Origin of the sequence: Bradyrhizobium sp. 186, from assembly GCF_023101685.1 — a bacterium.
Lineage (GTDB): Bacteria > Pseudomonadota > Alphaproteobacteria > Rhizobiales > Xanthobacteraceae > Bradyrhizobium.
In genome coordinates, this window is sequence record NZ_CP082164.1 from 1901225 (window position 1) to 1926088 (window position 24864).

Genomic DNA, 24864 nt, shown 5'->3' on the forward strand with positions numbered 1-24864 from the left:
TCTCGAACCTGCGATTCGCCGTTGCGAACATCGAGATAGGCGTGATTCAAGCTCCCAAACCGGGGCCTCGAATCATGAGATACGGGGTCCTGGCTTTTGCCAGGATGACATCGAGGGTGTGGCGATCGATTCCATCCTCGGCCGCCGCCTCACGCCGCCGCCAGCCACGCCAAAATCATCTCCACGATCTGCGTCCGGCTCCTTGCCAGCACGCTGGGCTCGCTGAGGTCGCGGTCGAACAGCGCACCGAAAGTATGACGATTGGCGACGCGGAAGAAGCAGTAGGAGCTGATGGCCAGATGCAGGTCGATGGCATCGACATCGTCGCGGAACACGCCTTCCTTGCGGCCGCGATCGAGGATGCCGTCGAGCGTCGCGATCACGCTGGCGTTGAGCTGGCGCAGTTGCGGATTCTGCTTCAGGTGCTTGCCATGGTGGATGTTCTCGATGCTGACAAGGCGGATGAAGTTCGGATTGCGTTCGTCGTGGTCGAAGGTCGCCTCGATCAGCCGGCGCAGCCCCTCGCGCGCGTCGCAGCTTGCAATGTCGAGCTGATCCTCCAGCGCGCGGATGCTGCGATAGGCCTCCGCCAGTACCGCGAGGTAGAGCTGCTCCTTGCCGCCGAAATAGTAGTAGATCATCCGCTTCGAGGTGCGAGTCCGCGCAGCGATCGCATCGACGCGGGCGCCCGAATAGCCCTCCGAGGCGAATTCCTGCATCGCCACTTCGAGGATGTCGCGCTTGGTGCGCTCGGGGTCGTTGGTGCGCTTCGATGGGGGTGGCATGCGCTCGAGCATCACTGTTTCTCCCGCCGATTTCTATGGATCACCTTGAAGGTGAAGGCAAATTTCGCGCTTCCCGGCGCCCTTCAGTGCGATCTTGCATAAACGTACTAGTTCGTACATTATCGCTCCGAACCAAGGTTGCGGCAAACAAAATCAAAAAACTCGCGCGAGGCGGGACAACCCGCCCGACGCGAGCCGTAGCCGACACTGCATTCGGGGAGGAAAATTCATGACCTTGACGTCAACCGCATCGCTGCACGCACCGTCCGCCGCGGAAGCCACGCCGAGCAAGCTGCCGAAGCGCGCGGCGCTCGTCAGCTTCGTCGGCAGCATGCTCGAATACTACGACTTCTTCATCTACGGCACCGCGGCTGCACTGATCTTTCCAAAAGTGTTCTTCGCCAATGTCGATCCGTCGACCGGAACGCTGCTCGCGCTGTTGAGCTTCGGCATCGGCTATATCGCGCGGCCCGTCGGCGCCGTCATCCTGGACCATTTCGGCGACCGCATCGGGCGCAAGACCGTGCTGCTGTTCACGCTCGTGCTGATGGGCGGCTCGACGCTCGCGATCGGCCTGTTGCCGGATGCCAGGGCGATCGGAAACGCAGCGCCGGTGATCCTGACGCTGCTCCGACTGTTGCAGGGCCTATCGGCGGCCGGCGAGCAGAGCGGGGCGAACTCGCTGACGCTGGAGCATTCCGCCAATAGCAACCGCGCCTTCTTCACGAGTTGGACTTTGAGCGGCACGCAGGCCGGCGCGATCCTGGCGACGCTGGTCTTCATCCCCGTCTCCAGCATGCCCGAAGATCAATTGCTGAGCTGGGGCTGGCGCATTCCATTCTTGCTCTCGTTCGTCGTGCTGGTCGTCGCCTATCTGGTGCGGAGGACCATGCCGGAAACGCCGGTCTTCGCTGACATCAAGGACAAGGCCCAGGTGGCGCGCTTCCCTGTCGTCGCGCTGCTGCGCGACTATTGGTCGGACGTGCTGCGCGTGATCGCCTGCGCGTTGATTGCGACGGTGAGCACAATGACCGCCGTGTTCGCGCTCGGCTATGCCACGTCCAGGTTCGGTGTCGCGCGTCCGACCATGCTGTGGGCCGGCGTGCTCGGCAATGTCACCGCGCTGGTCACCCAGCCGCTGTGGGCGCTGCTTGCCGATAAGATCGGCCGCAAGCCGGTGTTCATCGGCGGCGTGCTCAGCTGCGCCGTGCTGCTGTTCCCCTATTTCATGCTGGTGACGTCGGGCAACACGATCGCGATCTTCGCCGCCGCGATGATCCTGTCCGGCATCGTCTACGCCGCGCCCAACGCGATCTGGCCGTCGTTCTATGCCGAAATGTTCGAGGCGCGGGTGCGCTACTCCGGCACCGCGATCGGCACCCAGCTCGGCTTCCTCGCCGCCGGCTTCACGCCGCTGGTGAGCGCGAGCCTGGTCGGCGAAGGGCCGAACGGCTGGATCCCCGTGGCGACCTTCGTCGCCTGCTGTTGCGTGATCTCGGCGGCGGCCGCGGCGACCGCGCGCGAAACCCACACCGTCGACATTGCCGATCTCGGCAAGCGGCGCGCTTGAGCGAAACACGAGGCAACGATCGCATGCTGACCAACGCAGTTCCGACCACGAGCGGGCCCATCGTCGGCGCCGAGCAGGCCGGCGTACGCGCCTTCAAGGGCGTGCCGTTCGCGATCGCGCCGCGCTTTGCCAAGGCAACGCCGCCGCCCGGATGGACGGAGCCGCGCCAATGCACGGATTACGGCGCTTACGCGCCGCAGCCCGGCCATCTCGATCATGCCGACGAGGCATCCTGCCTCAGCCTGAACATCTGGACACCGGCCGCGGCAGATCGCCCGCTGCCGGTGTTATTCTTCGTCCATGGCGGCGCGTTCGTGACCGGCGGCGGCGCCGATTATGACGGCGGCTTCCTCGCCGCGCACGGCCCGGCCGTGATCGTCACCATCAACTACCGGCTTGGGCCGCTCGGCTTCCTGCAACTGCATCGTCACGGGTTGGACGAGGCCAACAATCTCGCGATCTCGGATACCCTTGCCGCGCTCGACTGGGTTCGCGCCAACATCGCAAAGTTCGGCGGCGATCCGGATGCGATCACGCTGTCGGGCCAGTCGGCAGGCGCGTCCATGGTGATTGCGCTGGCAACCCTGCCGCAGGCCAGAGGCAAATTCATCCGCGCCCTCGCGCTCAGTGCGCCCGGACGGGAGATCATGAGCGCGGACCACGCCGACGACGTCGCGCGCCGTGTGCTCGACGAGCTCGAACTTGCGCGCGACCCGGGCATGATCGCGGCCGTACCACTCCCGCAGCTCTTTGCAGCAATGGAGCGCGTCGGCCGCAGGCTCGCGGACGAGACTGCCTCAGGCACCGTGTTCGGCCCGGTGCTCGATGGCACCGTGATCCCGTGCGAGCCGCGCGATGTCTTTGCCGAAGGGACCTTGCGCGACATTCTGCTCTGGCTTGGGTCCTGCCGCGACGAGATGGCGATGTTTTTGAAGAGCACCCCGCCGGCCGCGATGATCCGCGTCACCGAGCGGAACGTGCGCGCCGCATTCGGCGATGCCGGATGGGAGCGCCTGCTGGCCTACTACCGCGCGACGGCGCGCACCGACGAGGATCCGTACGAGGCGCTGCTGTCGGATGCGTTCTGGCATCGCCCGATGGCCGATCTCGCGCGGCATCACGTAGCCGCCGGCGGCGCGGTGTGGCTGAGCCGGTTCGACCATCGCCCGGCGCTGGAGCCGTTCCTGTCGCAAGGGCCGACCCATGGCGCCGACAACGCCTGCCTTTGGGCGCATCTGCCTGACTTCATCGATCGCCCGATCCTCAGGCGCAAGGGCGGCCCGATGACGCCGGCCGACATCGATGTGGCGGCGCGGCTGCAAGCAGGCGTGCTGCGCTTCGTCACGACTGGCATCCCCGACCTTGCGGACGCCTGGCCGCGGTTTGAGCCCGGCAAGGAGCCGCTCGCAATTCTCAGTCAGCCGTTTCATATTGTTCCTCTCAACGAAGGCGCGCGCTTCCGCGTGTGGGCGGAACTCGGCTTGAGCACCAACGACAAAAAGAAAATGAGGGAGGCCGGATGAGCCTATCGAACAAGAATGCCGGGCGCGCTCGGCGGCGCTCCGCCTTTTCGATTATCTCGCTCCTTGGCACGTTCATGATGCTGGCTGCTTCGCCTGCGCCGGCGCAGATCGTCGCGACGCCCGTTCCCGGAGATCCCGTCAACATCGATACCGGCGCCGTCTCCGGCAAGGTGCTGCCGTCGGGCGTGAAAGCTTATTTCGGCATCCCTTATGTGGCGCCACCGCTTGGCGAGCTACGCTGGCACGAGCCGCAGAAGGTCGAGGCGTGGAAGGGCGTCTATCACGCCGACCGGCTGGCACCGGAATGCATCCAGGTGCTACGCCGGCACAATCTCAATCACTATTTCGGTGAGGAGGCGACGAGCGAGAATTGCCTCTATCTGAACATCTGGGCGAACCCTGACGCGAAGGCGGGCACGAAGCTGCCGGTGGTGGTCTGGATCTATGGCGGCGGCTTCACGCTCGGCTCCAGCGGCATGGCGATGTATGACGGCGAAGCCGTTGCGAAGAAAGGCACGATCTTCGTCAGCTTCAACTACCGCGTCGGAATTTTGGGCAATCTCGCCCATCCCGAGCTGACGGCGGAATCGCCGCATCATGCCTCCGGCAATTACGGCCTGATGGACCAGATCGCGGCTCTGCAATGGGTCAAGCGCAACATCGCGCAATTCGGCGGCGACCCCGACAACGTCACCATCACCGGGCAATCGGCCGGCGCCATGTCGGTGTCGGCGTTAGAGGCGAGCCCGCTGGCGAAGGGTCTGTTCAATCGCGGTTTTGCGATGAGCCTGAGCATGTTCGACAACCGCTTCAAATTCCCGGCGCTGCCGGACGCCGAGAAGATCGGCCTCGAGGTGCAGTCGGCGCTCGCCGCATCCTCGCTCGCCGAGATGCGGCTGATCCAAGCCGACAAGATCCTGGCGATCCAGAAGGACTGCCAGCTCGGCTGTGCCGGCACCATCGGCGTGCCGCTCGATATTGACGGCTATGTGCTGCCTGACACGGTGCCGAACATCTTTGCGGCCGGCAAACAGAACGATGTCGCGACGGTCGCGGGTTTCACGCGCGACGAGAGCTCCAACGATCTCCGTACCGCGGCCACTCTCGGAGCCTATGTTGCCGCTGCGCGAAAGCTCTATGGTGATCAGGCCGACCGCTTCCTCGCGCTCTATCCTGCCAAGACCGACGACGACGCGAAGGCGATGGGCCTGCTCGCCGCGCGCGAGGGGCTGGTCGAGGTGGGCACGCGCAACTGGGCCGTCGCGCAAACGAAGACCGGCAAGGCGCCGTTCTACATGTACATGTTCTCCCGGGTGCACCCCTTCGCGCCCGGTGTCGAATTCTTCGACAGCCCGCAAAAGATCCGCGCCTATCACACCTCTGACGTGCCTTACTGGTTCGGGACCCAGGACGCCTTCAACAAGTTCCGCACCACGCGCGTCTGGACCGAGTTCGATCGCGCGCTGTCCGAACGCATGATGGATACGCTGGTCGCCTTCGCGCGAACCGGCGATCCCGGCACGCCGGCAACGCCGTGGCCGCAATGGAAGCAGGACGCGCAGAAATATGTCGAGTTCGGTGATGAATCCGGTGTGCGCGTGGAGAACCGTGCGCGGCTGGATTTCCACTCGCCGGCGAACGTCACGCCGTCGACGCCGCGAGTCTCGCGGGACTGAGCGAAACGGCTTGGGCGCTGAAGCTTCCTCAGCGTCATGGCCGGGCCTGTCCCGGCCATCCACGTCTTGCCTCGCCGCACAGAGAACGTGGATGCCCGGGACAAGCCCTGGCATGACGATCTCGTATGATGAGCACCCGTTCTAATGCGTCTCGTGAAACCGGCTGAGGAACGCCTTCAGCCGCTCGCTGCGCGGCTGCCGGATGGTCTCCTCGGGCGTGCCGATTTCGGCCATGATGCCGTCATTCATGAATCCGACTCTAGTCGAGACGTCACTGGCGAACGCCATCTCGTGGGTGACCAGCACCATGGTCATGCCTTCGGCGGCAAGGTTGCGGATGACGGAGAGGACCTCGCCGACAAGTTCGGGGTCGAGTGCGGAGGTCGGCTCGTCGAACAGCATGACGTCGGGCTTCATCGCCAGCGCACGTGCGATCGCGACGCGCTGCTTCTGGCCGCCTGACAGACGGCTCGGAAAGCTGTCGGCCTTTTCGGCGAGACCGACCTTGGCAAGCAGATCGCGGCCGAGCGCGTCGGCTTCCGCCCGCGCCATGCCCTTCACCTGCACCGGGCCCTCGGTGATGTTGGAGAGCACCGACATGTGCGGGAACAGGTTGAAGTGCTGGAACACCATGCCGACGTTGCGGCGGAGCAGCGCGAGCTGCGCATCGCCGGCGGTGCGGACACCTTTGCCAAAGGCGAAGGCGTGCGTGCCGATCGCAAGCTCGCCCTGCTGCGGCATTTCCAAGAGGTTCAGGCAGCGCAGGAAGGTCGACTTGCCGGAGCCGGAGGCGCCGATCAGGGTCACGACCTCACCGCGCTGGACCGAGAGCGAGACGCCCTTGAGCACCTCGTGGTCGCCGAACGCCTTGTGGATGTTGCTGGCGACCAGCGTCGCGCCGTTCGCACTCATCGATGCGCTCCCATGCGCCACTCGACTTGGTCGGCGACCAGGATCAGCGGGAACAGCACGACGAAATAGAGCACGGCGATCGTGGTGTAGACCTCGAGCGGCTTATAGCTCGTCGCCGTGATCACCGAGCCCTGGTAGAGCAGGTCGCCGACCGCGACCACCGACACCAGCGAGGTGTTTTTCAGCTGCATGATGGTCTGGTTGATGAAGGAGGGGATCATCACCTGCGTTGCCTGCGGCAGCACGATGCGGCGAAAAATCTTGCCGCGGCGCATGCCGATGGCGCGTCCGGCTTCCCACTGGCCGACATCAACCGCCTCGATGCCGCCGCGAAAGATCTCCGCATAGAACGAGCCGGCATAGAGCGACAGCGCGATGAAGCAGGCCATTGCCGGCGACATGTCGACGCCGATCAGGACGGGCAGGGCGTAATACATCCAGACCAGCTGCACCAGGAGCGGCGTGCAGCGGAACACCTCGATATAGAGTCGCAGCGGCACCGTCACCCAGCGCGGCGCGGCCGTGCGCAGGATGCCGACGATCAATCCGATCACGAGGCCCGCGACCACCGTGGTCACCGTGTAGAACAATGTGACCAGGAGCCCTTGTCCGATCAGGCCCCAATACGGCTTGAGCGCCGCGAACTCCCAGACATACATCGCTCTGCCGTCAGAACTGCACTTCGCCCGGGAGGTCGTCGGCGGTGAGGCCGATGGCTTCAAAGCCCTTGAGCATCCATTCGCGGGTCTGGCCCATCGCGCGGTTGTAATCAGCCCAGGCGCTGAGGAAATCCTTGTAGCGGCGATCGCTGTCGGCGCGGATGCCCATGTTGGTCGGCAGCGTGAGCAGCGGCCGCGGGATCGTGAGATCGCCGAGGTTCGGATTCTTCTTCAGGGTCGAGACCGAGAGCACCGCCAACGAGACGTTGCAGTCCGCACGTCCGGTCGCGACCGCGAGGATCGCCTCGTCGCGGTTCTTGAAACCGAGGATCGTCGCCTTCGGGCAGTAACGGCGCGCGATCGTCTCATGCGTCGAGCCGATGTCGACGGCGATCTTGACCTCGGGCTTGTTGAGTTCGGCCCAGGTCTGCGGCTTGGCAAAGCCCTTCTTGGTGATGACGGTGAAGGAGTGCACCAAGATCGGCGTCGAGAAGTCGATGACGAGCGCGCGCTCCGGCGTCGGGTTGACGGCGAAGGCGAGGTCGACCTTGTCGGCCTGGAGGTCGAGGATCTGGTTGCCCCAGGTCGATTCCAGCGTCTCGACCTTGGCGCCAAGCTTGCTCGCGATGTCGTTGGCCATGTCGATGCAGGCGCCCGACCACGTACCGGTCGCGAGGTCCTTATGGAAGTAAGGCTCCTGGCCAACGATGACCGCGACCCGCAGCACGCCGTTCTTCTTGATGCGGTCGAGTGTGGAGGTCGGTGCGGTATCGGCCTTGGCCGAGCTGCTCGCGGCGGCAATCGCCGCGCCCGCCAGCGCGACAGTGGTGAGTGCGTCCCTGCGATTCATGGCTTCTTGCCTCCTCGAATTTGGGTCGGATCGTCGCCGGCCCCTGGACTATTTCTGTATTCAGGATAAAATGCAATACGGTATTTCGACTTGCTGACCCTTTGTGCGGCAAGGCAGAGAAGAGACCAATATCTTGGCAGGATTACGCAAAATTCCCCGGAGGCCGGGGTTGAAAACCGCATTCAAGTCTGAATACAAAACTGAACGCAATTCTATTGTGATCTGAAGGAGAGGCCTGTGCGCGCTCTATTCGTCGATGCGAACGATACCCTGGCAGCGGTGACCGACAAGCTGCTGCGCTCCCAGGACCTGCCGGTCGGCATCAACCGCAACCCGTCGATCAAGCCCGACGACCTGCCCGGCCTGCTCGACGGCGTCGAGATCATGATCGTCGACCACACCGCCGTGCCGACCGCGATCGCCGCCAAGTGCCCCAAGCTGAAGCACGTCGTCTTCCTCGGCACCGGCGCGCGCAGCTACATGAATCCGGAGGAGCTCGCCGAACGCGGCATCTCCGTGCACACCATCAAGGGCTACGGCGACACGGCGGTGGCCGAATGCGCGATCGCGCTGATGTGGGCCTCCGCCAAGAGTTTTGGCGAAATGGATCGCGGCATGCGCGAGGGCAATTGGCTGCGCCGCGACGCGCTGCAGCTCACCGGCAAGACGCTCGGCCTGATCGGCTTTGGCGGTATCGCCGCGGAAGCCGCGCGCATGGCGGCGGGCTGCGGCATGAAGGTGATCGCCTGGAACAGGACGCCGAAGACCCATCCCGGCGTCGAGTTCGTTTCGCTGGAAAAGCTGCTTGCGGACAGCCACGTCGTCTCGCTGCATCTCTTGCTCAACGACGAGACCAAGAATTTTCTGTCGCGCGAGCGCATCGCGCAGATGCGTCCCGGCAGCATCCTGATCAACACCGCGCGCGGCGCCGTCGTCGATGAAGATGCGATGATGGATGCGCTGCGCTCAGGCCACATCGCCCATGCCGGCCTCGACGTCTTTACAGTCGAACCGCTGCCGGCTGGGCATCCACTCACAAAACTGCCGAACGTGACACTGTCGGCACATTCGGCGTTCCGCACGCCGGAGGCGAGCGACAACCTCATCGGCGCCGCGCTCGATCATTGCCGCCGGATCATCGCCGCAGACCGCTAAGACTTGCCGCTAAGAAATCAAGGACATCCCCATGTCGGACATCACCCGCATCGACCAGAACGCCCGCCGCAGCCGCGCCTCCGTGTTCGGCGATCTCGTCTTCCTTGCCGGACAAGTCGCGGACACCAAGACCGCCGACATCACCCAGCAGACCCGCGAGGCGCTGGCCAAGGTCGACGACATGCTGGCGCGCGCCGGCACCGACAAGTCGCGCCTGCTCAGCGTGCAGGTCTGGCTCAAGACCATGGACGATTTCGACGCCATGAACGCGGTCTATGATTCCTGGGTCGTGCCGGGGAATGCGCCAACGCGCGCCTGCGGCAAGGTCGAACTCGCCGATCCCGCCTACCGCATCGAAGTGATCGCCATCGCCGCGCGCAGCTAGAGGCGGGCCCGTGACTGTCCAGGCTCCCGTATCAGGCTTCCGTCCCGCGCAGCGCATCCGTGCCATCGGCGTCTCCGAGATTTTGAAGATCGGCGCGGTCGCGCAACGGCTGAAGCGCGAGGGCCGGCCGGTGATCGTGCTGGGTGCCGGCGAGCCTGATTTCGACACGCCGGATCATGCCAAGGATGCCGCCGAGCGTGCCATCCGCGCCGGCCAGACCAAATACACCATTCTCGACGGCTCGCCGGAGCTGAAGGCGGCCATTGCCGAAAAATTCCACCGCGAGAACGACCTCGTCTATGCCGCCGACGAGATCACTGCCGGCGCCGGCGCCAAGCAGGTGATCCACAACGCCTTCATGGCGACGTTGAGCCCCGGCGACGAGGTGATCCTCGCCGCGCCCTATTGGACCAGCTATGCCGACATGGTGCGCATCGCCGACGGCACGCCCGTCGACGTGCTCTGCCGCGAGGACAACGGCTTTCGTCTCGACGCGGACGATCTCGAGCGCGCGATCACGCCGCGCACGCGTTGGCTGTTGCTCAACTCGCCGTCGAATCCGACCGGCGCGGCCTATTCGGCGGCGCAGCGTCGCCCGATCCTGGACGTGCTCAAGCGCCATCCGCATGTCTGGTTAATCGCCGACGACATCTACGAGCACCTCATCTATGACCGCATGTCGTTCGTGACGGCGGCGGCGCTCGAGCCGAGCCTGAAGTCGCGCACGCTGACCGTCAACGGCGTCTCCAAGGCCTACGCCATGACCGGCTGGCGCGTCGGCTATGGCGGCGGCCCGCGCGAGCTGATCGCCGCAATGGCCGTGGTGCAGAGCCAGAGCACGACCAATCCGTGCTCGGTGAGCCAGGCCGCCGCGATCGCGGCCCTGACCGGTCCGCAGGACATTTTGATCGAGCGCCGCGCCGCGTTCCAGCGCCGCCGGGATATCGTGGTCGATGCGCTCAACGCCATCGATGGCGTCACCTGCCGCCGGCCGGAAGGCGCGTTCTACACCTATGCAAGCTGTGCCGGCCTGATCGGCCGCCGCACGCCGGACGGTACCACGATCGACAGCGACAGTGCGTTCTGCCGCTACCTTCTGGAGAGGCATGACGTGGCCGTGGTGCCGGGCAGCTGTTTCGGCCTTGCACCTTATTTCCGCCTGTCCTACGCCACCTCCGAACAAAACTTGCGCGAGGCCGTCGAGCGCATCGCCAAAGCCTGCAGGGAGCTATCATGACCATTCGCAACACCCGCACCGGGGGCCAGATCCTGATCGACCAGCTGGTCGCGCAAGGCGTCGAGCGCGTCACCTGCGTGCCGGGCGAGAGCTATCTCGCCGCGCTCGATGCGCTGCATGACAGCCCGATCGACGTCATGATCTGTCGCGCCGAAGGCGGCGCGGCGATGATGGCGGAGGCCTATGGCAAGCTCACCGGCCGGCCCGGAATCTGCTTCGTCACCCGCGGCCCGGGCGCGACCAATGCCAGCCACGGCGTCCACATCGCGATGCAGGATTCGACGCCGCTGATCCTGTTCGTCGGCCAGGTCGACACCGGCATGCGCGAGCGCGAGGCGTTCCAGGAGCTCGACTACAAGGCGGTGTTCGGCACCATGGCGAAATGGGTGGTCGAGATCGATCGTCCCGACCGCATTCCGGAGCTGGTCGCGCGCGCCTTCCGTGTCGCGATGCAGGGCCGTCCGGGTCCTGTCGTGATCTCGCTGCCGGAAAACATGCTGACCGAAACCGCAGCGGTGGCCGATGCGATGCGGATCGAGCCGGCGGTAAGCTGGCCCGCGCCCGCCGACATCGAGCGCGTCGGCGCGATGCTCGCGAGCGCCAAGGCGCCACTCGTCATTCTCGGCGGCTCGCGCTGGTCGGATGAAGCAACCAAGAGCATCGCGCGCTTTGCCGAGCGGTTCGACCTGCCGGTCGCGACCTCGTTCCGCCGGACGTCGCTGATCGACGCCGACCATTCGCATTATGCCGGCGATCTCGGCATCGGGCCGAGCCCGGGCCTGAAGGCGCGCATCGATGGCGCCGATGTCATTCTTCTCATCGGCGGCCGCATGTCGGAAATGCCGTCATCGTCCTACACGTTGCTCGATATTCCGACGCCGCAGCAGAAGCTGATCCACGTTCATCCGGGCTCCGAGGAGCTCGGCCGCGTCTATCAGCCGGCGCTCGCGATCCAGGCCACGCCGGCCGCGTTCGCCGCAGCCGTCGAGACGCTGAAGCCGGCCGCGGCCGTCGCCTGGAAGGGCGAGGCGGCCAAAGCGCACGCCGACTATCTTGCCTGGACCGGGACCGCGCGCGAGCTGCCGGGCACGTTCCAGTACGGGCAGGTCATGACCTGGCTGCGCGACCGCCTGCCGAAGGATGCGATCGTCTGCAACGGCGCCGGCAACTATGCCGGCTGGATCCATCGCCATCACCGCTTCCACAGCTTTGCCGCCCAGCTCGCGCCGACCTCGGGTTCGATGGGCTATGGCGTGCCGGCGGCAGTGCTGGCCAAGCGGCAATATCCGGATCGTACCGTCGTCGCCTTTGCCGGCGACGGCTGCTTCCTGATGAACGGGCAGGAATTTGCGACCGCCATGCAGTACGATGCGCCGCTCGTCGTCATCGTCGTCGACAATTCGCAATACGGCACCATCCGCATGCACCAGGAGCGCGACTATCCCGGCCGCGTCGTCGGCACTCAGCTCAAGAACCCCGACTTTGCGATGTATGCGAAGGCGTTCGGCGGCCATGGCGAGCGCGTCGAGCGCACCGAAGAGTTCGCGCCAGCGTTCGAGCGTGCGCTGGCCTCGGGCAAGCCGTCGATCCTGCATTGCATCATCGATCCGCGCGCGATCTCGGTCAGCAAGGACTTCGTGCCCGCGGTGAAGGCTTAGCTGATGCCGACCGGCCGCCACATCGCCATCATCGGTGCCGGCGCAGTCGGCGTCATCAGCGCCATCGAGGCGCTGCGCGAAGGCCATCGCGTCACGCTGATCGATCCGGGCGAGCCCGGCGGCGAACAAGCGGCGAGCTATGGCAATGCCGGCTGGCTGTCGTCGCATTCGGTGGTTCCGCCGGCGGAGCCGGGCATCTGGAGAAAGGTGCCGGGCTATCTGATGGACCCGCTCGGGCCGCTCGCGATCCGCTGGTCTTATCTGCCGAAGGCACTGCCCTGGCTGATCAAGTACCTGCTCTCGGGCTGGACCGAGGCGCGGGTCGAAAAGACGGCCTTCGCGCTGCGCGACCTTTTGAAGGACGCGCCGCTCCTGCACAGGAAGCTCGCGGAGGAGGCCGGCGTCCCCGAGCTGATCGAGCGCAACGGCGTGATGCACGTCTTCCCGTCACGCGGCAATTTTGACGACGATCTCGGCTGGCGCCTCCGCAAGCGTGTCGGCGTCGAATGGCTCGAACTCAACGCCGACGAAATGCGTCAGCGCGAGCCCGATCTGCATCCGCGCTACACTTTTGGCATTGTGGTGGAGGAAGCCGGACGCTGCCGCGATCCCGGCGCTTATGTCGCGGCCCTTGCCAATCATGCGCTTGCGAGCGGCGCGAAGCTCGTCCGCGCCAAGGCGACGGGCCTCAAGCTCAACGGCAACAAGCTCGTCGCTGTTCTCACTGAAACTGGCGAGATCGCCTGCGATGCCGCGGTGGTCGCGGCCGGTGCGCATTCGAGACGGCTGACCGCATCGGTCGGCGATCCGCTGCCGCTGGAGACCGAGCGCGGCTATCACGTCATGATCGAGAATCCGGAATCGGGTCCGCGCAACTCGATGATGGCGTCGGATGCCAAATTGGTGGTGAACTGGACCGACAAGGGCCTGCGCGCAGCCGGTACGGTCGAGATCGCCGGTCTCGAGGCCGAGCCGAACTGGAAGCGCGCCGAGATCTTGCGCAACAACCTCTTCAGCATGTTCCCGAAACTGCCGAAGGATATTCCGGCGGCGCGTATCAAGACCTGGTTCGGCCATCGCCCGAGCATGCCGGACGGCCGCCCCTGCATTGGCTATGCGCGGGCCTCGCGCGATATCGTCTATGCCTTCGGCCACGGCCACATCGGCCTGGTCGGCTCGGCCCGCACCGGCCGTCTGGTCGCTCAGCTCCTGAGCGGCAAGGCGCCGGAGATTTCGCTTGCTCCCTTCGCACCCAACCGTTTCCTCTGAGATCGCAGCATGACTTATCCAGCCAACTCATCTTCCCGCATCGCCCGTGGCGGCAAGGCCATCTATGGCGCGCCGCTCGGCATCCTGATGCTGGAAGCGCGCTTCCCCCGCATTCCCGGCGACATGGGCAACGGCACGACCTGGCCGTTCCCCGTGCTCTATCGCGTAGTGAGCGGTGCCTCGCCGGAGAAAGTCGTGCTGAAGGGCGCCGCGGGCCTGCTGCCTGATTTCATCGATGCGGCGAAGGACCTGGTGCGGCTCGGCGCCGAGGCCATCACCACCAATTGCGGCTTCCTCTCGCTGTTCCAGAAGGAGATCGCAGCTGCCGTCGGCGTTCCCGTTGCGACGTCGTCGCTGATGCAGGTGCCGTGGGTGCAGGCGACCTTGCCGCCGGGCAAGCGCGTCGGTCTCGTCACGGTCTCCGGCTCGACCTTGACGCCGGCCCATCTCGAAGGCGCCGGTGTGCCACTCGACACGCCGCTGGTCGGCACCGAGAACGGCAAGGAGTTCTTTCGCGTCCTGATCAAGGCCGAGAAGGACGACATGGACATCGCGCAAGCCGAGCGCGACGTGGTCGAGGCGGGCAAGCAGCTCGTCGCGGAGCATCCCGATGTCAGCGCCATCGTGCTCGAATGCACCAACATGCCGCCTTATGCGGCAGCGTTGCAGGCCGAGGTCGGATTGCCGGTTTACGACATCTATTCCATGATCACCTGGTTTCATGCTGGACTGCGTCCGCGCGCCTTTGCCTGATTCTGGCGTCGCAAAACTCTGAACAAGCTCCGCTCAGACGTCGTTTGCATTACCATTGTTCACACAGACTCGGTATATTGAGCTGTGTTCGGGCATGAATGCAGCTTATGAAGAGCAACGTGGAACTGACTTCCGATAGCATCGTCGATCGCGTCTATGAACAGCTCAAGGCAATGGCCGTGAGCTACGAGTTCAAGCCGGGCGAACGGCTCAACGAGGGCGAGCTGGCAAAGCGCCTCGGCGTCAGCCGCACCCCACTGCGCGAAGCGCTCAATCGTCTCAACACCGAAGGTTTTCTGCGTTTCACGCCGGGCAAGGGTTTTTTCTGCCGCGAGCTCGACGCGCACGAGATCTTCGATCTCTACGAGCTGCGCAAATCGATCGAGGTCGCCTCGATCCGCCTCGCCATCAAGCGCGCCAAGGACGAGGACATCGACGCGCTGTTGAAGTTCCTCGAAGCCACCGGGCCCGACCCCGGCGAGCGCTCCTCGGTCGAGCTGGTCGAGTTGGATGAGACCTTTCACGAGCGGTTGATGGCGATGTCGAACAATGCCGAGATGCTGCGCGTACTGCGCAACGTCAACGCGCGCATCCGCTTCGTGCGCTGGATCGACATGGACAGCATCAACCGCTCCAACACCCAGGCCGAGCACCGCGCCGTTGTGGAAGGGTTGAAGGCGCGCGACGAGGCCGCTTGCGTTTCGGTGCTGGAAAAACACATCGACCGCCGCCTCGATCGCATCACCTCCGCGATCAAGGAAGGTTACGCGCAGATCTACATGCCGGCGACGGCGAGGTCGGCGGCGAATTGAGGCACTTTCTTCCTTCTCCCCTTGTGGGAGAAGGTGGCGCGAAGCGCCGGATGAGGGGTCTCTTTCCGCGCGTACAGATGCGCTTGAGTGTGCGGAGACAGACCCCTCACCCTAGTGAGTTCGTGTCGACCTGCGGTGATGCCCTCTCCCACAAGGGGAGAGGGCGCAGCGATGCGCATTGTGATCTTACTGAACTCATGCGAAGGGGCAGCTATACAATCCCTCGATATCTGGTCGTGCCAGACGGTCAGAGCTTTCGCGCGCGAACGCCGCTAGCGTGCCGCCCGAAGTCAAGGAGACCCGCGGTGCATAGCCCTCAACCGAATCTCGAAACGCGTGCCGGCGACGACTGGCCGTCCGAGCTCTATCGCATCCTGAAAGCCGCCGACGTGCGGCAGTTGTCCTACGTGCCGGATGCCGGCCATAGCCAGCTGATCCGCCTGTTCTCGGCCGACCGCGACGTCACCACCAACGTGCTGACGACGGAAGAGGAGGGCGTTGCGATCGCCGCGGGCGCCTGGCTCGGCGGCCAGCGCAGCGTGCTGCTGATGCAGTCGAGCGGGGTCGGCAATTGCATTAATATGCTGTCGCTGTCGGCGATCGGACGCTTTCCGCTGCTGATGCTGGTGACGATGCGCGGCGAATGGGCCGAGTTCAATCCCTGGCAGGTGCCGATGAGCCGGGCGACGCAGCCGTCGCTGGAAGCGATCGGCCTGAAAGTGATGCGCGCGGAGACGCCGGAAGATCTGGTCGAGACCGTCGAATCGGCGGCTGCGCTCGCCTACGAAGCCGACCAGCAGGTCGCAGTGCTGATCGGCCAGCGCCTGATCGGAAAGAAAAAGTGGTGATGTCGATGTCTGCACCGTCTCAACTCGATCGCCGTGCCGCCGTCGCGGCCCTCCTGAAGGATCGCAAGGAGACGCTGGTCGTCTCCGGCCTCGGTTCTCCCACCTACGACCTGCATTCGGTCGGCGACCACGACGGCAATTTCTATCTCTGGGGCGCGATGGGCGGTGCCGCGCTGATCGGACTCGGGCTGGCGCAGGCCCAGCCGTCCAAGCGTGTCCTCGCCCTGACCGGGGACGGCGAACAATTGATGGGGCTGGGCGGTCTCGCCACCATCGGCGTCGCACGCCCGCGCAATCTCGACATCGTCGTGATCGACAACCAGCATTTTGGCGAGACCGGGATGCAGGCGAGCCACACCGGGCGCGGTGTCGATCTCACGGCGATCGCCGCGGCTTGCGGCTTTGCCGCGGTCGGAACCGCGCGGACGATCGAGGAGGTTGAACGTGTCGCGAGACAAATCGGCGAACAGTCCGAGGGACCGCGCCTGTTCGTGATCAAGGTGGCGGCGGAAAATCCGCCGCGCTCGCTGCCGTCGCGCGATGCCGTCTTTATCAAGAACCGGTTCCGTGCTCATCTCGGCTTCGCGGCGGCGTGAGCCGGGCTCTCACCCGGCAACAGCCTGCCCGAAGCAGCTATTCTGGAGTGAGACCCATGAAATTATCCGGCAAGGTCGCCGCCATCACCGGCGCGGCGCGCGGCATCGGCAAGGCCTGTGCAAAACGATTCCTCGACGACGGCGTCAAGGTCGTCATCTCGGATGTCGATGCCGACGGCCTTGCCGCGACGGCCGCCGAACTCGGGCGGCCGGATGCCTTGCGCGCCGTTCCCGGCAATGTCGCCAAGCGTGCGGACGTCGACCAGCTCGTCGCGACCGCTGCCAAGGAGTTCGGCCGGCTCGACATCATGGTCAACAATGCCGGCATCGCCCGCAACCAGGACATCCTGGACATTTCCGAGCAGGATTTCGATGACGTCATCGCCATCAACCTGAAGGGCGCGTTCTTCGGGGTACAGGCGGCGGCCAAGCAGATGATTGCACAGGGCGGCGGTGGGGTCATCATCAACATGTCCTCGGTCAATGCGCTGCTGGCGATCCCGACGCTCGCGACCTACGCCATCTCCAAGGGTGGCATGAAGCAGCTCACGAGCGTTGCGGCCGTCGCGCTCGCCCCGCACAACATCCGCGTCGTCGCGGTGGGGCCGGGGACGATTTTGACCGACATGGTGGCGTCCGCGATCTTCAATTCCGAGGAGGCGCGGCGCGGCGTGATGTCACGCACGCCGATCGGCCGCGGCGGCGAGCCGAGCGAGTTGCCTCCGTCGTCGCGTTCCTCGCCAGCGACGATGCGTCGTATATTACCGGGCAGACGATCTATCCGGATGGAGGGCGGTTGATCCTGAACTATACGGTGCCGGTGAAGGAGAAGTAGGGGACGGAGAGAGTTCTGGATTGCGTCGCTGCGCTCGCAATGACGATGTCGTGGCACACGCGCTCCACATTCTCTCGTCATCGCCCGGCTTGACCGGGCGATCCAGTACGCCGTGACACCTGCGATGGAGCCGAGACGCTACGGCGTACTGGATGCCCCGCCTTCGCGGGGCATGACAGCGGTGGCCGCGTGAGGCAGCGTAAACGTTACTCCGCCGCGATCGTCATCCCGTGACCCAGCCGCTTCGAGATTCCGACGGCGCAATCGTGCAGCGCATTTGCGATGGGGCTGTCCCAGCGGGCGTCGAACGTGCCTTCCGGTCCCATCGCCGTGATGACCAGCGCGACATGACCGGCATGGTCGAACACGGGCGCGGAAAACGCGTTGACGCCGGGCAGGGGATCGCCGAGTGCGCGCGCAAGTCCGTGCTTGCGCACCTCGGCGAGCATGTCGCCGACCTTCACGCCCTTCACCGCCCGCTTCGGATTGTAACCCACACCATGACGGTCGAGGCCGCTTTCGAGCGCGGCGCTGATCGTCTTCTGGGGCAGGAATGCCGCAAACGCCCGGCCCGTCGCGGTCTCCAGCAGCGCCATCACCGAGCCGACGCGCATCACGATGTGAACGGGCTGGCCCGGCTCTTCCAGTTGCACCACGGTCGGACCGTGCGTGCCCCAGACCGCCAGCGAGACCGCATGTCCAATCCGGGCCGCGAGCGTCGCGATCTTGGGTCTTGCGATGCGCACGCCGGAGAGGCGGCGCAGGCTGATCAGGCCCAGCTCCAGCGCCAGCGCGCCGATCTCATAGTGGCCGGTGATTTCATCCTGCTCGATCAGCCCGATGCGCGAGAAGCTGGCGAGATAGGGATGCGCCTTGGCCGGCGTCATGCCGGCCTCGCGCGCGAGATCGCGCAGCATCATCGGCTCGCCGCTTCTTGCGAGCGCGCGGAGCAATTCTCCGCCGACCTCGATCGACTGGATGCCGCGGCTTTCTCTCTTCATGCGCCTCCTAGCGCGTGATGCATTTACGCCGCATCGCGCTTGGCGGCGCTGTCGGCAAGATGTCGGCCGGCAATGTAGCCGAAGGTCAGCGCCGGCCCAAGCGTGATACCGGCGCCGGGATAGTTTCCGCCCATGATGCTCGCCATGTCGTTGCCGGCGGCATAGAGGCCCGGAATCACCCGCCCCTCGGCGTCGATCGCGCGCGCATTCTCGTCGGTGACGATGCCGGCATAGGTACCGAGATCGCCGATCACCATCTTGATGGCGTAGAACGGGCCATTTTCCAGCGGTGCGACGCAGGGGTTCGGGCCGTGCATCGCATCGCCCTGATAGCGGTTATAGGCTTTCGATCCCTTGCCGAAGGCGGCGTCGTGCCCCTGCGGCGCGGTGGCATTGAACTGCGCCACGGTCCTGGTGAACGCCTTTCCATCGATGCCGGCCTTGGCCGCGAGCGCCTCCAGCGTATCGCCGCGCATGAGATAGCCGGTGCGTAAGTGATGGCCGAGCGGCATCGGGAAGGGTGGAACGCAGCCGAGGCCGTACTTCCGAAGCGTCTTGTGATCGCAGACCAGGTACGCCGCGATCTCCTCACCGGGCTTGGCCGCCTTGACCATGGCCTGGACGAAGTCGTGGTAGGAATTGCCTTCATTGGCAAAGCGCTTGCCGTCGCGCATCACCGCGATCACGCCCGGCTTGGCGCGGTCGATGAAATGCGGCATCACGCCGCGCGAACCGTCCTTGCGCGTCGTGAGCGACACCGGCACCCAGGCCGCCGCGTTCGGCAGCCGGTTCTCGACATACCCGCCGGCGCTTTCCGCGAGGCGCAAGCCGTCGCCGGTGTTGCCGGTCGGCCCCGGCGAATAATGCTCGTTGCCGGTCGGCGCGTGCGGAAACATCCTCTTGCGCCGTTCCACGTCGTGCGGGAAACCGCCGCAGGCGAGCACCACGCCGTGTCGGGCGCGGATACGCACATCGCGGCCCTCGCGGGTGACGATCGCGCCGGTCACCGCGCCGTTCTCGACGGTCAGTTCGCGCACCGGCGAGGACAGCCACATCGGAATCTTGAGATCGAGCGCGGACTTCGCCAGCCGCCCGGCAAGCGCATTGCCGTTGGTCAAGGTCATGCCGCGGCCGTAGCGCAGCACGTCCATGAGGTGACGCGACAGGCGTTTTGCGACGTAGACCGCCGAGGTCAGCGACTTCGTCACGCGCATGAAATGGATGATCTCCTTGCCCGAACCGAGCATCATGCCGAATACGGTGAGCTCCGGAAGGGGCATGCCGAGCGTCTTGATGAGGTCGCCGAGCTCACGGCCGTCGAACGGGCGCGTCACCATCGAGCGGCCGCCTTGCGCGCCGCCGGGCGCTTCCGCGTGATAGTCCGGAAACACCAGCGGCATGTCGAAGCGGAGCGCGGTCTTGGAGGTGAAGAAATCGACCGCTTCGGGGCCGGCGCTCAGGAACGCATCGACGCGCGCGGCATCGAAATTGTTGCCGGCTTCGTGTCGCAGATAGGTGCGTGCCTGCTCCGGCGTCTCCTCGATGCCATAGGCACGGGCCAGCGAGGTGCCGGGGATCCAGAGCCAGCCGCCGGAACGGGCGGTGGTGCCGCCGAAGCGCGGCTCCTTCTCGACGATCAGCACGTCGAGCCCGCGGAAACGCGCGGTGATTGCGGCCGACATGCCGGATGCGCCGGATCCGGCCACGAGCACATCGCACTCGTAGGTTTCGCCTGCGTTGTGCTCGTTGCCAGTCATGCCGACCTCACTTCTTCAGCAGCGGACATTTGGACTCGGAGAGCGGGCGGAAGGCGTCCTCGCCCTTCACCGTCTTGATGATCTCCAGATAGTCCCAGGGCTCCTTGGACTGCTCCGGCGACTTCACCTTGGCCAGATACATGTCGCGGATGACGCGGCCATCCTCCTGCAACTTGCCGCCATGAACGAACATATCCTCGATCGGGAGCTCGCGCATCTTGGCCATCACCTTGGCCGGATCGTCGGTGCCGGCGGCTTTGATGCCTTTCAGGTAATGCAGCACCGAGCCGTAGACGCCGGTCTGGATCATGGTCGGCATCACCTTGGTGCGCTCGTAGAACTTCTTCGACCAGGCGCGGGTCGCCTCGTCCATGTTCCAGTATGACGCCGTCGTCATGTAGGTGCCCTGCGCGGCCTTGAGGCCGATTGCATGGACGTCGGTGTCGAACATCAGGAGACCGACGAGCTTCTGGCCGCCCTGCACCAAGCCGAACTCGCCGGACTGCTTGATCGCGTTGTCGGTGTCCTGGCCGGCATTGGCGAACGCCACCACGTCGGCCTTCGAACTCTGCGCCTGGAGCGCAAAGGAGGAGAAGTCCGCTGTATTGGTCGGATGCTTCACGCCGCCCAGAACCTTGCCGCCCATCTCGTTGATAAAGCGGGTGGCGTCCTTCTCGAGCTGCTGGCCGAAGGCATAGTCCGCCGTGATGAAGTACCAGGACTTTCCGCCTTCCTTGATCACGGCCGATGCCGTCACCTTGGATAGCGCGTAGGTATCGTAGGTGAAGTGCACGGTGTTCGGGCTGCACAGCTCGTCGGTCAGCGAGCTCGCGCCGGGGCCGGAGAGCAGCGCGATCTTGTTGCGCTCGCGCACCATGTTGTGGACGGCGATCGCGATGCCGGAATTGGGGATATCGACGACGGCGTCGACCTTGCCGTTGTCGAACCAGCCGCGCACGATCTGCACGCCGACATCGGTCTTCATCTGGTGGTCCGCGCTGATGATCTCGATCGGCTTGCCGAGCACGGTGGGTCCGAATTCCTCGACCGCCATCTTGGCGGCCTCGACTGACCCCGGCCCGCTGTTGTCGCGGCCCCAGCTCGACAGATCCGTCAGCACGCCGATCCGCACCGCGTCGTCGGAGACTTGCGCGGTGGCCATGGACGTCATCGCTGCTGAAGTCATGGCCGCGAGCATGGTGCAGGCCAAAAGCCCTCTCATCGTCGTTCCCTCTCTTTTACGGGCCGCTTGGCGCGGCCGTTTGTTCTGACGATAAATTAGATATTAGCGAATAAGTTTGTCAATGGCGAAGTTGGGTTCAGATCGGGTCCTCCGCCGTCGTCCAGGCCGGCGGTGGGGTAGGGCACAGCCGGTTCAACAGACTCGTCATTGCGAGCCACCGGGTCCGCGCGAAGCGCGCCCGATGACAGGCTCCGTGAAGCAATCCAGAATCGTTCCGCGGAGACAGTCTGGATTGCTTCGTCGCAAGGGCTCCTCGCAATGACGGGTGTTGAAGCAGTCGCGCACAAATCGCGCGGCAAAAGCCAACACCCGGGCTGGTTGCAACCGTCATCGCGATTGGCCATGATGCCATCCGGAAATTCTGGGGCATGGCATGACGGCAGCAACGGGGGTCTCCACCGCGACGGAGAGATCGACGACGGCGCATGTGGTGTGGGCGAGCGCGCTCGGCACCGCGATCGAGTGGTACGATTTTCTGATCTACGGCACGGCCGCTGCACTTGTGCTCAACAAGCTGTTCTTTCCGAGCTTCGATCCGTTCGTCGGCACGCTGGCGGCGTTCTCGACCTATGCGGTCGGCTTCGTCGCGCGGCCGATCGGCGGCGCGATCATCGGGAATTATGGCGACCGGCTCGGACGCAAGAGGATGCTGGTCGCGACCATGATCGCGATGGGGCTCGGCACCTTCCTGATTGGCTGCCTGCCGACCTACAGCCAGATCGGCGTCTGGGCGCCGATCTTCCTCGTCATCCTGCGCTTCATCCAGGGCATCGGGCTCGGCGGCGAATGGAGCGGCGCAGTCGTGATGGTGGTCGAGCATGCCGGCAACCGGCGCGGCTTCTACGGCAGCCTGGTGCAGATCGGCTTTCCCGTCGGCGTCGCCGCGTCCACCGGCATCTTTGGCCTGATGACGAAACTGCCGGAGGCCGATTTCCTGAGCTGGGGCTGGCGCGTGCCGTTCCTGATCAGCATTTTGCTCGTCGGTGTCGGCTTCATCGTCCGGTTGAAGCTCGCTGAGACGCCGCACTTCAAGGAGGTCGTGGAGCGCAAGGAGGTGCTGGCGCAGCCGGTGATGGAGGTGCTGCGCCGCGACTGGCGCAGCTTCCTGCTCGCGGTCGGAATCACGGTTTCAGAGGTGGGGCTCGCCTATCTCCTCACCGTCTTCACCGTGGTCTATGCCACCACAAAGCTCGGACTGCCGCGCCAGGTGATCCTGGATGCGGTCGTCTGCGCCGCAATCATCGAGTTCGCGACGCTGCCGCTCGCCGGCTGGCTGTCCGACATCTTTGGCCGCAAGGCGCTGTATCTCGCCGGCAGCGTATTCTCGGTGGCGCTGGCGTTTCCGCTATTCTGGTTCCTCGACACCAGGGAGCCGGCGCTGATCACGCTGGCCCTCGTCGTCACGATGACGCTGACGCATGCGCTGCTGTTCGGGCCGAAGGCGGCGTTCATGCCGGAACTGTTCCGCACCCAGGTGCGCTACAGCGGTGCCTCGTTGGGCGCCAACGTCGCGGCCGCGCTCAGCGGTGGCTTCTCGCCGTTGATCGCTACCGCGCTGCTCGCATGGGCCGGCGCCTCATGGGCGGTGTCGCTCTACATCATCGCGCTCTCGATCATCACGATCATCGCAACGCTGATGGCGCCGGAGACGGCGCGCGACACGCTCAGGTCGTAAGCGGTCACCGGCAGGCGGGGTTTGCGGCGTCCGGAACCACCAGGAAGGTGATGGTCGCCGGCGCAAGCCGGATCGCTCCCGCAACTGTTGCGCGCGCGTCAAGCCGGGGCAGTTTGTCATCCGCCGTCAGCGCGAGCATCTCTCCGTTCAGCTGCACGATGGCGTCTTGCAGCCGCGCCGCATGCAGCGTGTATCGCTCGGCGGGACGTGACAGCGTCAGCACGCCTGACTCGCGCCGGGACGCGTTGATCGCGAGCACGGACACCGCGCCCTGCCTGTCCGGATGGCAATGCGCATAGAGATGGAGACCGGGCACGGCGGGTGCGCCCGCGTCGAGCACGATCGTGCCCATCAGCCGGTGCCAGAGCAGCGCAGCCCAATAATTCGGCCGCGGACGGAATGTCCCTTCGTCAAGCAGGCCATAGTCGCTGGCGGCGAACGTGTTGTGCATCACGACCTGGACGCCGGCTCTTGCCAGGCGTCCGAGCTGGTCGAGATAGCGGAACGTGTCGAGAAAAGTTGCATCCCAGCGGTTGCCGCCGCAGGCGGCGTCCGCCGTCTCCGTCAGCCAGATCGGCTTGTCCGGCTCGAATGCGTCGCGCAAGGCCCGATAGGTCGCGAGCGTCGCATCGGTGCGGGCAAGCCATTGCCCGGAGAGCGCCAGCGCCGGGTCATCGCGGCCGCCGCAGCGCGGCGAGATCGTGTTGTAGTGATGATAGGAGAAGCGATCGACACCGGGGCCTGATGCTGCAAGCAGATCGCGCGTAGTGATGCCAGATCCAGATGGCGACGGCACATCGCCGACCGAGCCCGGACCGACGACCAGCGTCTCCGGCGCGGCGCGCTGTATCCATTCGCGAAAGATCTTGAAGTCCCGGCCATAAGTGGCCGCATCATATCGGAGCGGCGCGCCGTTCGTGGCAGCAAGCGTCGGCTCGTTCATGAACTCGGCGGCAGCGATGTGGCCGCCCAGCGAACGCGTTGTATCGATCAGGCGTTGCGCCTGATCCGTCTTCCAGACGCCATCGGTACCGCGGCTGCCGGGACTGATCGCGAAGGAGGTGACGATTTTCGCATCGACTGCGCGCGCAAAATCGATGACGCCACGCCACTGTTGACGGCTGAGCACGGAATCGAATCCCGGCGGTGGCGTGTCCGGCGCACGGTCCGTGTCGGCAAGGAACGTCGCATTGGCCCAGGTGCCGCTCACGCGCAGATAGGCCGGCGACAACGCCGCCGCGAGCCTGCGCAGGCGCGCATTGGCAAGATCGACCGGCGGCCTCGTGCTGTAACGATCCCGCTGATCGAACGCGCGTGTCGTTTTTGGATAGGGCTTCCAGAACCGCCCGCCGGTCACCTCCACCATCTCGATGTTGTAGGATTGAAAGCGCGCATCGACCGTGCCGATCGCCTTCAGTTCCGTGGGCGCGATGGACACATCGCCGGCGTGCGCCGCGCACAACCTTGCGGCAGCGAGCAGCGCGATTGTCGTCACGCCTGCTGCGCGAACGAGCCCGCACGATCGAAGCCATCGCCTTGTATGCACGGCCTGACGCCTTCTTATGCGCGCTGCCAAAAGCAAATGCAGCGGAGCGAACCATTAGCCGCGTTTATACGGCCGATTTTTACTTCCAATTTTACTTCGCAAAATCCCGCCAATAGCCT

General features: G+C 65.0%; 21 protein-coding genes and 1 pseudogene. 14 read left to right on the top strand and 8 right to left on the bottom strand.

Annotated elements, in window-relative coordinates; genetic code table 11:
* Positions 1–149: 149 nt before the first annotated feature.
* Complete coding sequence (locus IVB18_RS08885; RefSeq protein ID WP_247988807.1) at positions 150–797, bottom strand: TetR family transcriptional regulator; 648 nt, start codon at positions 795–797, stop codon at positions 150–152.
* 217 nt (positions 798–1014) lie between these two features.
* On the opposite strand from IVB18_RS08885, the gene IVB18_RS08890 reads away from it, so the two are divergent.
* From IVB18_RS08890 to IVB18_RS08900, 3 genes are read left to right on the top strand one after another with little or no spacing between them, the layout of a single operon-like run.
* Positions 1015–2355: an MFS transporter gene (locus IVB18_RS08890; RefSeq protein ID WP_247988808.1), complete on the top strand. Its 1341-nt coding sequence runs from the start codon at positions 1015–1017 to the stop codon at positions 2353–2355.
* 23 nt (positions 2356–2378) lie between these two features.
* The gene (locus IVB18_RS08895) at positions 2379–3878 is read left to right on the top strand and encodes a carboxylesterase family protein (RefSeq protein ID WP_247988809.1); all 1500 of its coding nucleotides are present in this window, start codon (positions 2379–2381) and stop codon (positions 3876–3878) included.
* A complete protein-coding gene (locus IVB18_RS08900; protein ID WP_247988810.1) occupies positions 3875–5554 on the top strand; it encodes a carboxylesterase family protein in 1680 nt (559 codons plus the stop codon). The genes IVB18_RS08895 and IVB18_RS08900 overlap by 4 nt, the downstream gene beginning before the upstream one ends.
* A gap of 141 nt (positions 5555–5695) precedes the next feature.
* On the opposite strand, the gene IVB18_RS08905 is transcribed toward IVB18_RS08900, so the two are convergent.
* The 3 genes from IVB18_RS08905 to IVB18_RS08915 are packed head-to-tail and all read right to left on the bottom strand — an operon-like array spanning position 5696 to position 7975.
* Complete coding sequence (locus tag IVB18_RS08905; RefSeq protein ID WP_247988811.1) at positions 5696–6466, bottom strand: amino acid ABC transporter ATP-binding protein; 771 nt, start codon at positions 6464–6466, stop codon at positions 5696–5698.
* Positions 6463–7125: an amino acid ABC transporter permease gene (locus IVB18_RS08910; protein WP_247988812.1), complete on the bottom strand. Its 663-nt coding sequence runs from the start codon at positions 7123–7125 to the stop codon at positions 6463–6465. Before IVB18_RS08910 ends, IVB18_RS08905 begins: the two co-directional genes overlap by 4 nt.
* Positions 7126–7135: 10 nt before the next feature.
* Entirely contained in the window at positions 7136–7975 is an 840-nt protein-coding gene (locus IVB18_RS08915) for a transporter substrate-binding domain-containing protein (RefSeq protein WP_247988813.1), read from the bottom strand.
* 237 nt (positions 7976–8212) lie between these two features.
* Here IVB18_RS08915 and IVB18_RS08920 point away from each other — a divergent pair, with 237 nt between their 5' ends.
* From IVB18_RS08920 to IVB18_RS08965, 10 genes and pseudogenes are all read left to right on the top strand, one after another.
* Positions 8213–9130 (top strand): NAD(P)-dependent oxidoreductase, encoded by a 918-nt coding sequence (locus tag IVB18_RS08920; RefSeq protein WP_247988814.1) that lies wholly within the window; start codon positions 8213–8215, stop codon positions 9128–9130.
* A gap of 31 nt (positions 9131–9161) precedes the next feature.
* A complete protein-coding gene (locus tag IVB18_RS08925; protein WP_247988815.1) occupies positions 9162–9515 on the top strand; it encodes a RidA family protein in 354 nt (117 codons plus the stop codon).
* Positions 9516–9525: 10 nt separating this feature from the next.
* Positions 9526–10752 carry a pyridoxal phosphate-dependent aminotransferase gene (locus IVB18_RS08930; RefSeq protein WP_247988816.1) on the top strand — a complete coding sequence of 409 codons (1227 nt, stop codon included), beginning with the start codon at positions 9526–9528 and terminating at the stop codon, positions 10750–10752.
* Entirely contained in the window at positions 10749–12410 is a 1662-nt protein-coding gene (locus IVB18_RS08935; protein WP_247988817.1) for a thiamine pyrophosphate-binding protein, read from the top strand. The genes IVB18_RS08930 and IVB18_RS08935 overlap by 4 nt, the downstream gene beginning before the upstream one ends.
* Before the next feature lie 3 nt (positions 12411–12413).
* Positions 12414–13679 carry an FAD-binding oxidoreductase gene (locus IVB18_RS08940; protein WP_247988818.1) on the top strand — a complete coding sequence of 422 codons (1266 nt, stop codon included), beginning with the start codon at positions 12414–12416 and terminating at the stop codon, positions 13677–13679.
* Between the two features lie 9 nt (positions 13680–13688).
* Positions 13689–14432, top strand: a complete 744-nt coding sequence (locus tag IVB18_RS08945; RefSeq protein WP_247988819.1) for an aspartate/glutamate racemase family protein — start codon at positions 13689–13691, stop codon at positions 14430–14432.
* Positions 14433–14551: 119 nt separating this feature from the next.
* The gene (locus tag IVB18_RS08950; protein ID WP_247988820.1) at positions 14552–15244 is read left to right on the top strand and encodes a GntR family transcriptional regulator; all 693 of its coding nucleotides are present in this window, start codon (positions 14552–14554) and stop codon (positions 15242–15244) included.
* 305 nt (positions 15245–15549) lie between these two features.
* Complete coding sequence (locus IVB18_RS08955; RefSeq protein WP_247988821.1) at positions 15550–16092, top strand: thiamine pyrophosphate-binding protein; 543 nt, start codon at positions 15550–15552, stop codon at positions 16090–16092.
* 5 nt (positions 16093–16097) lie between these two features.
* Positions 16098–16688: a thiamine pyrophosphate-dependent enzyme gene (locus IVB18_RS08960; protein ID WP_247988822.1), complete on the top strand. Its 591-nt coding sequence runs from the start codon at positions 16098–16100 to the stop codon at positions 16686–16688.
* A gap of 56 nt (positions 16689–16744) precedes the next feature.
* Positions 16745–17523 (top strand): annotated as a pseudogene (locus IVB18_RS08965) (SDR family oxidoreductase).
* Between the two features lie 206 nt (positions 17524–17729).
* Here IVB18_RS08965 and IVB18_RS08970 read toward each other — a convergent pair.
* The 3 genes from IVB18_RS08970 to IVB18_RS08980 are packed head-to-tail and all read right to left on the bottom strand — an operon-like array spanning position 17730 to position 21503.
* A complete protein-coding gene (locus tag IVB18_RS08970; RefSeq protein WP_247988823.1) occupies positions 17730–18524 on the bottom strand; it encodes an IclR family transcriptional regulator in 795 nt (264 codons plus the stop codon).
* A 23-nt stretch (positions 18525–18547) separates the two neighbouring features.
* A complete protein-coding gene (locus IVB18_RS08975) occupies positions 18548–20281 on the bottom strand; it encodes an FAD-dependent oxidoreductase (protein WP_247988824.1) in 1734 nt (577 codons plus the stop codon).
* A 7-nt stretch (positions 20282–20288) separates the two neighbouring features.
* On the bottom strand, positions 20289–21503 hold the full coding sequence (locus tag IVB18_RS08980; RefSeq protein ID WP_247988825.1) for an ABC transporter substrate-binding protein: 1215 nt from the start codon (positions 21501–21503) through the stop codon (positions 20289–20291).
* Between the two features lie 394 nt (positions 21504–21897).
* Between IVB18_RS08980 and IVB18_RS08985 the strand changes: the two genes are divergently transcribed.
* On the top strand, positions 21898–23199 hold the full coding sequence (locus IVB18_RS08985) for an MFS transporter (RefSeq protein WP_247988826.1): 1302 nt from the start codon (positions 21898–21900) through the stop codon (positions 23197–23199).
* A gap of 4 nt (positions 23200–23203) precedes the next feature.
* Here IVB18_RS08985 and IVB18_RS08990 read toward each other — a convergent pair whose 3' ends face one another.
* Positions 23204–24694: a hypothetical protein gene (locus IVB18_RS08990; protein WP_247988827.1), complete on the bottom strand. Its 1491-nt coding sequence runs from the start codon at positions 24692–24694 to the stop codon at positions 23204–23206.
* Positions 24695–24864 lie beyond the last annotated feature (170 nt).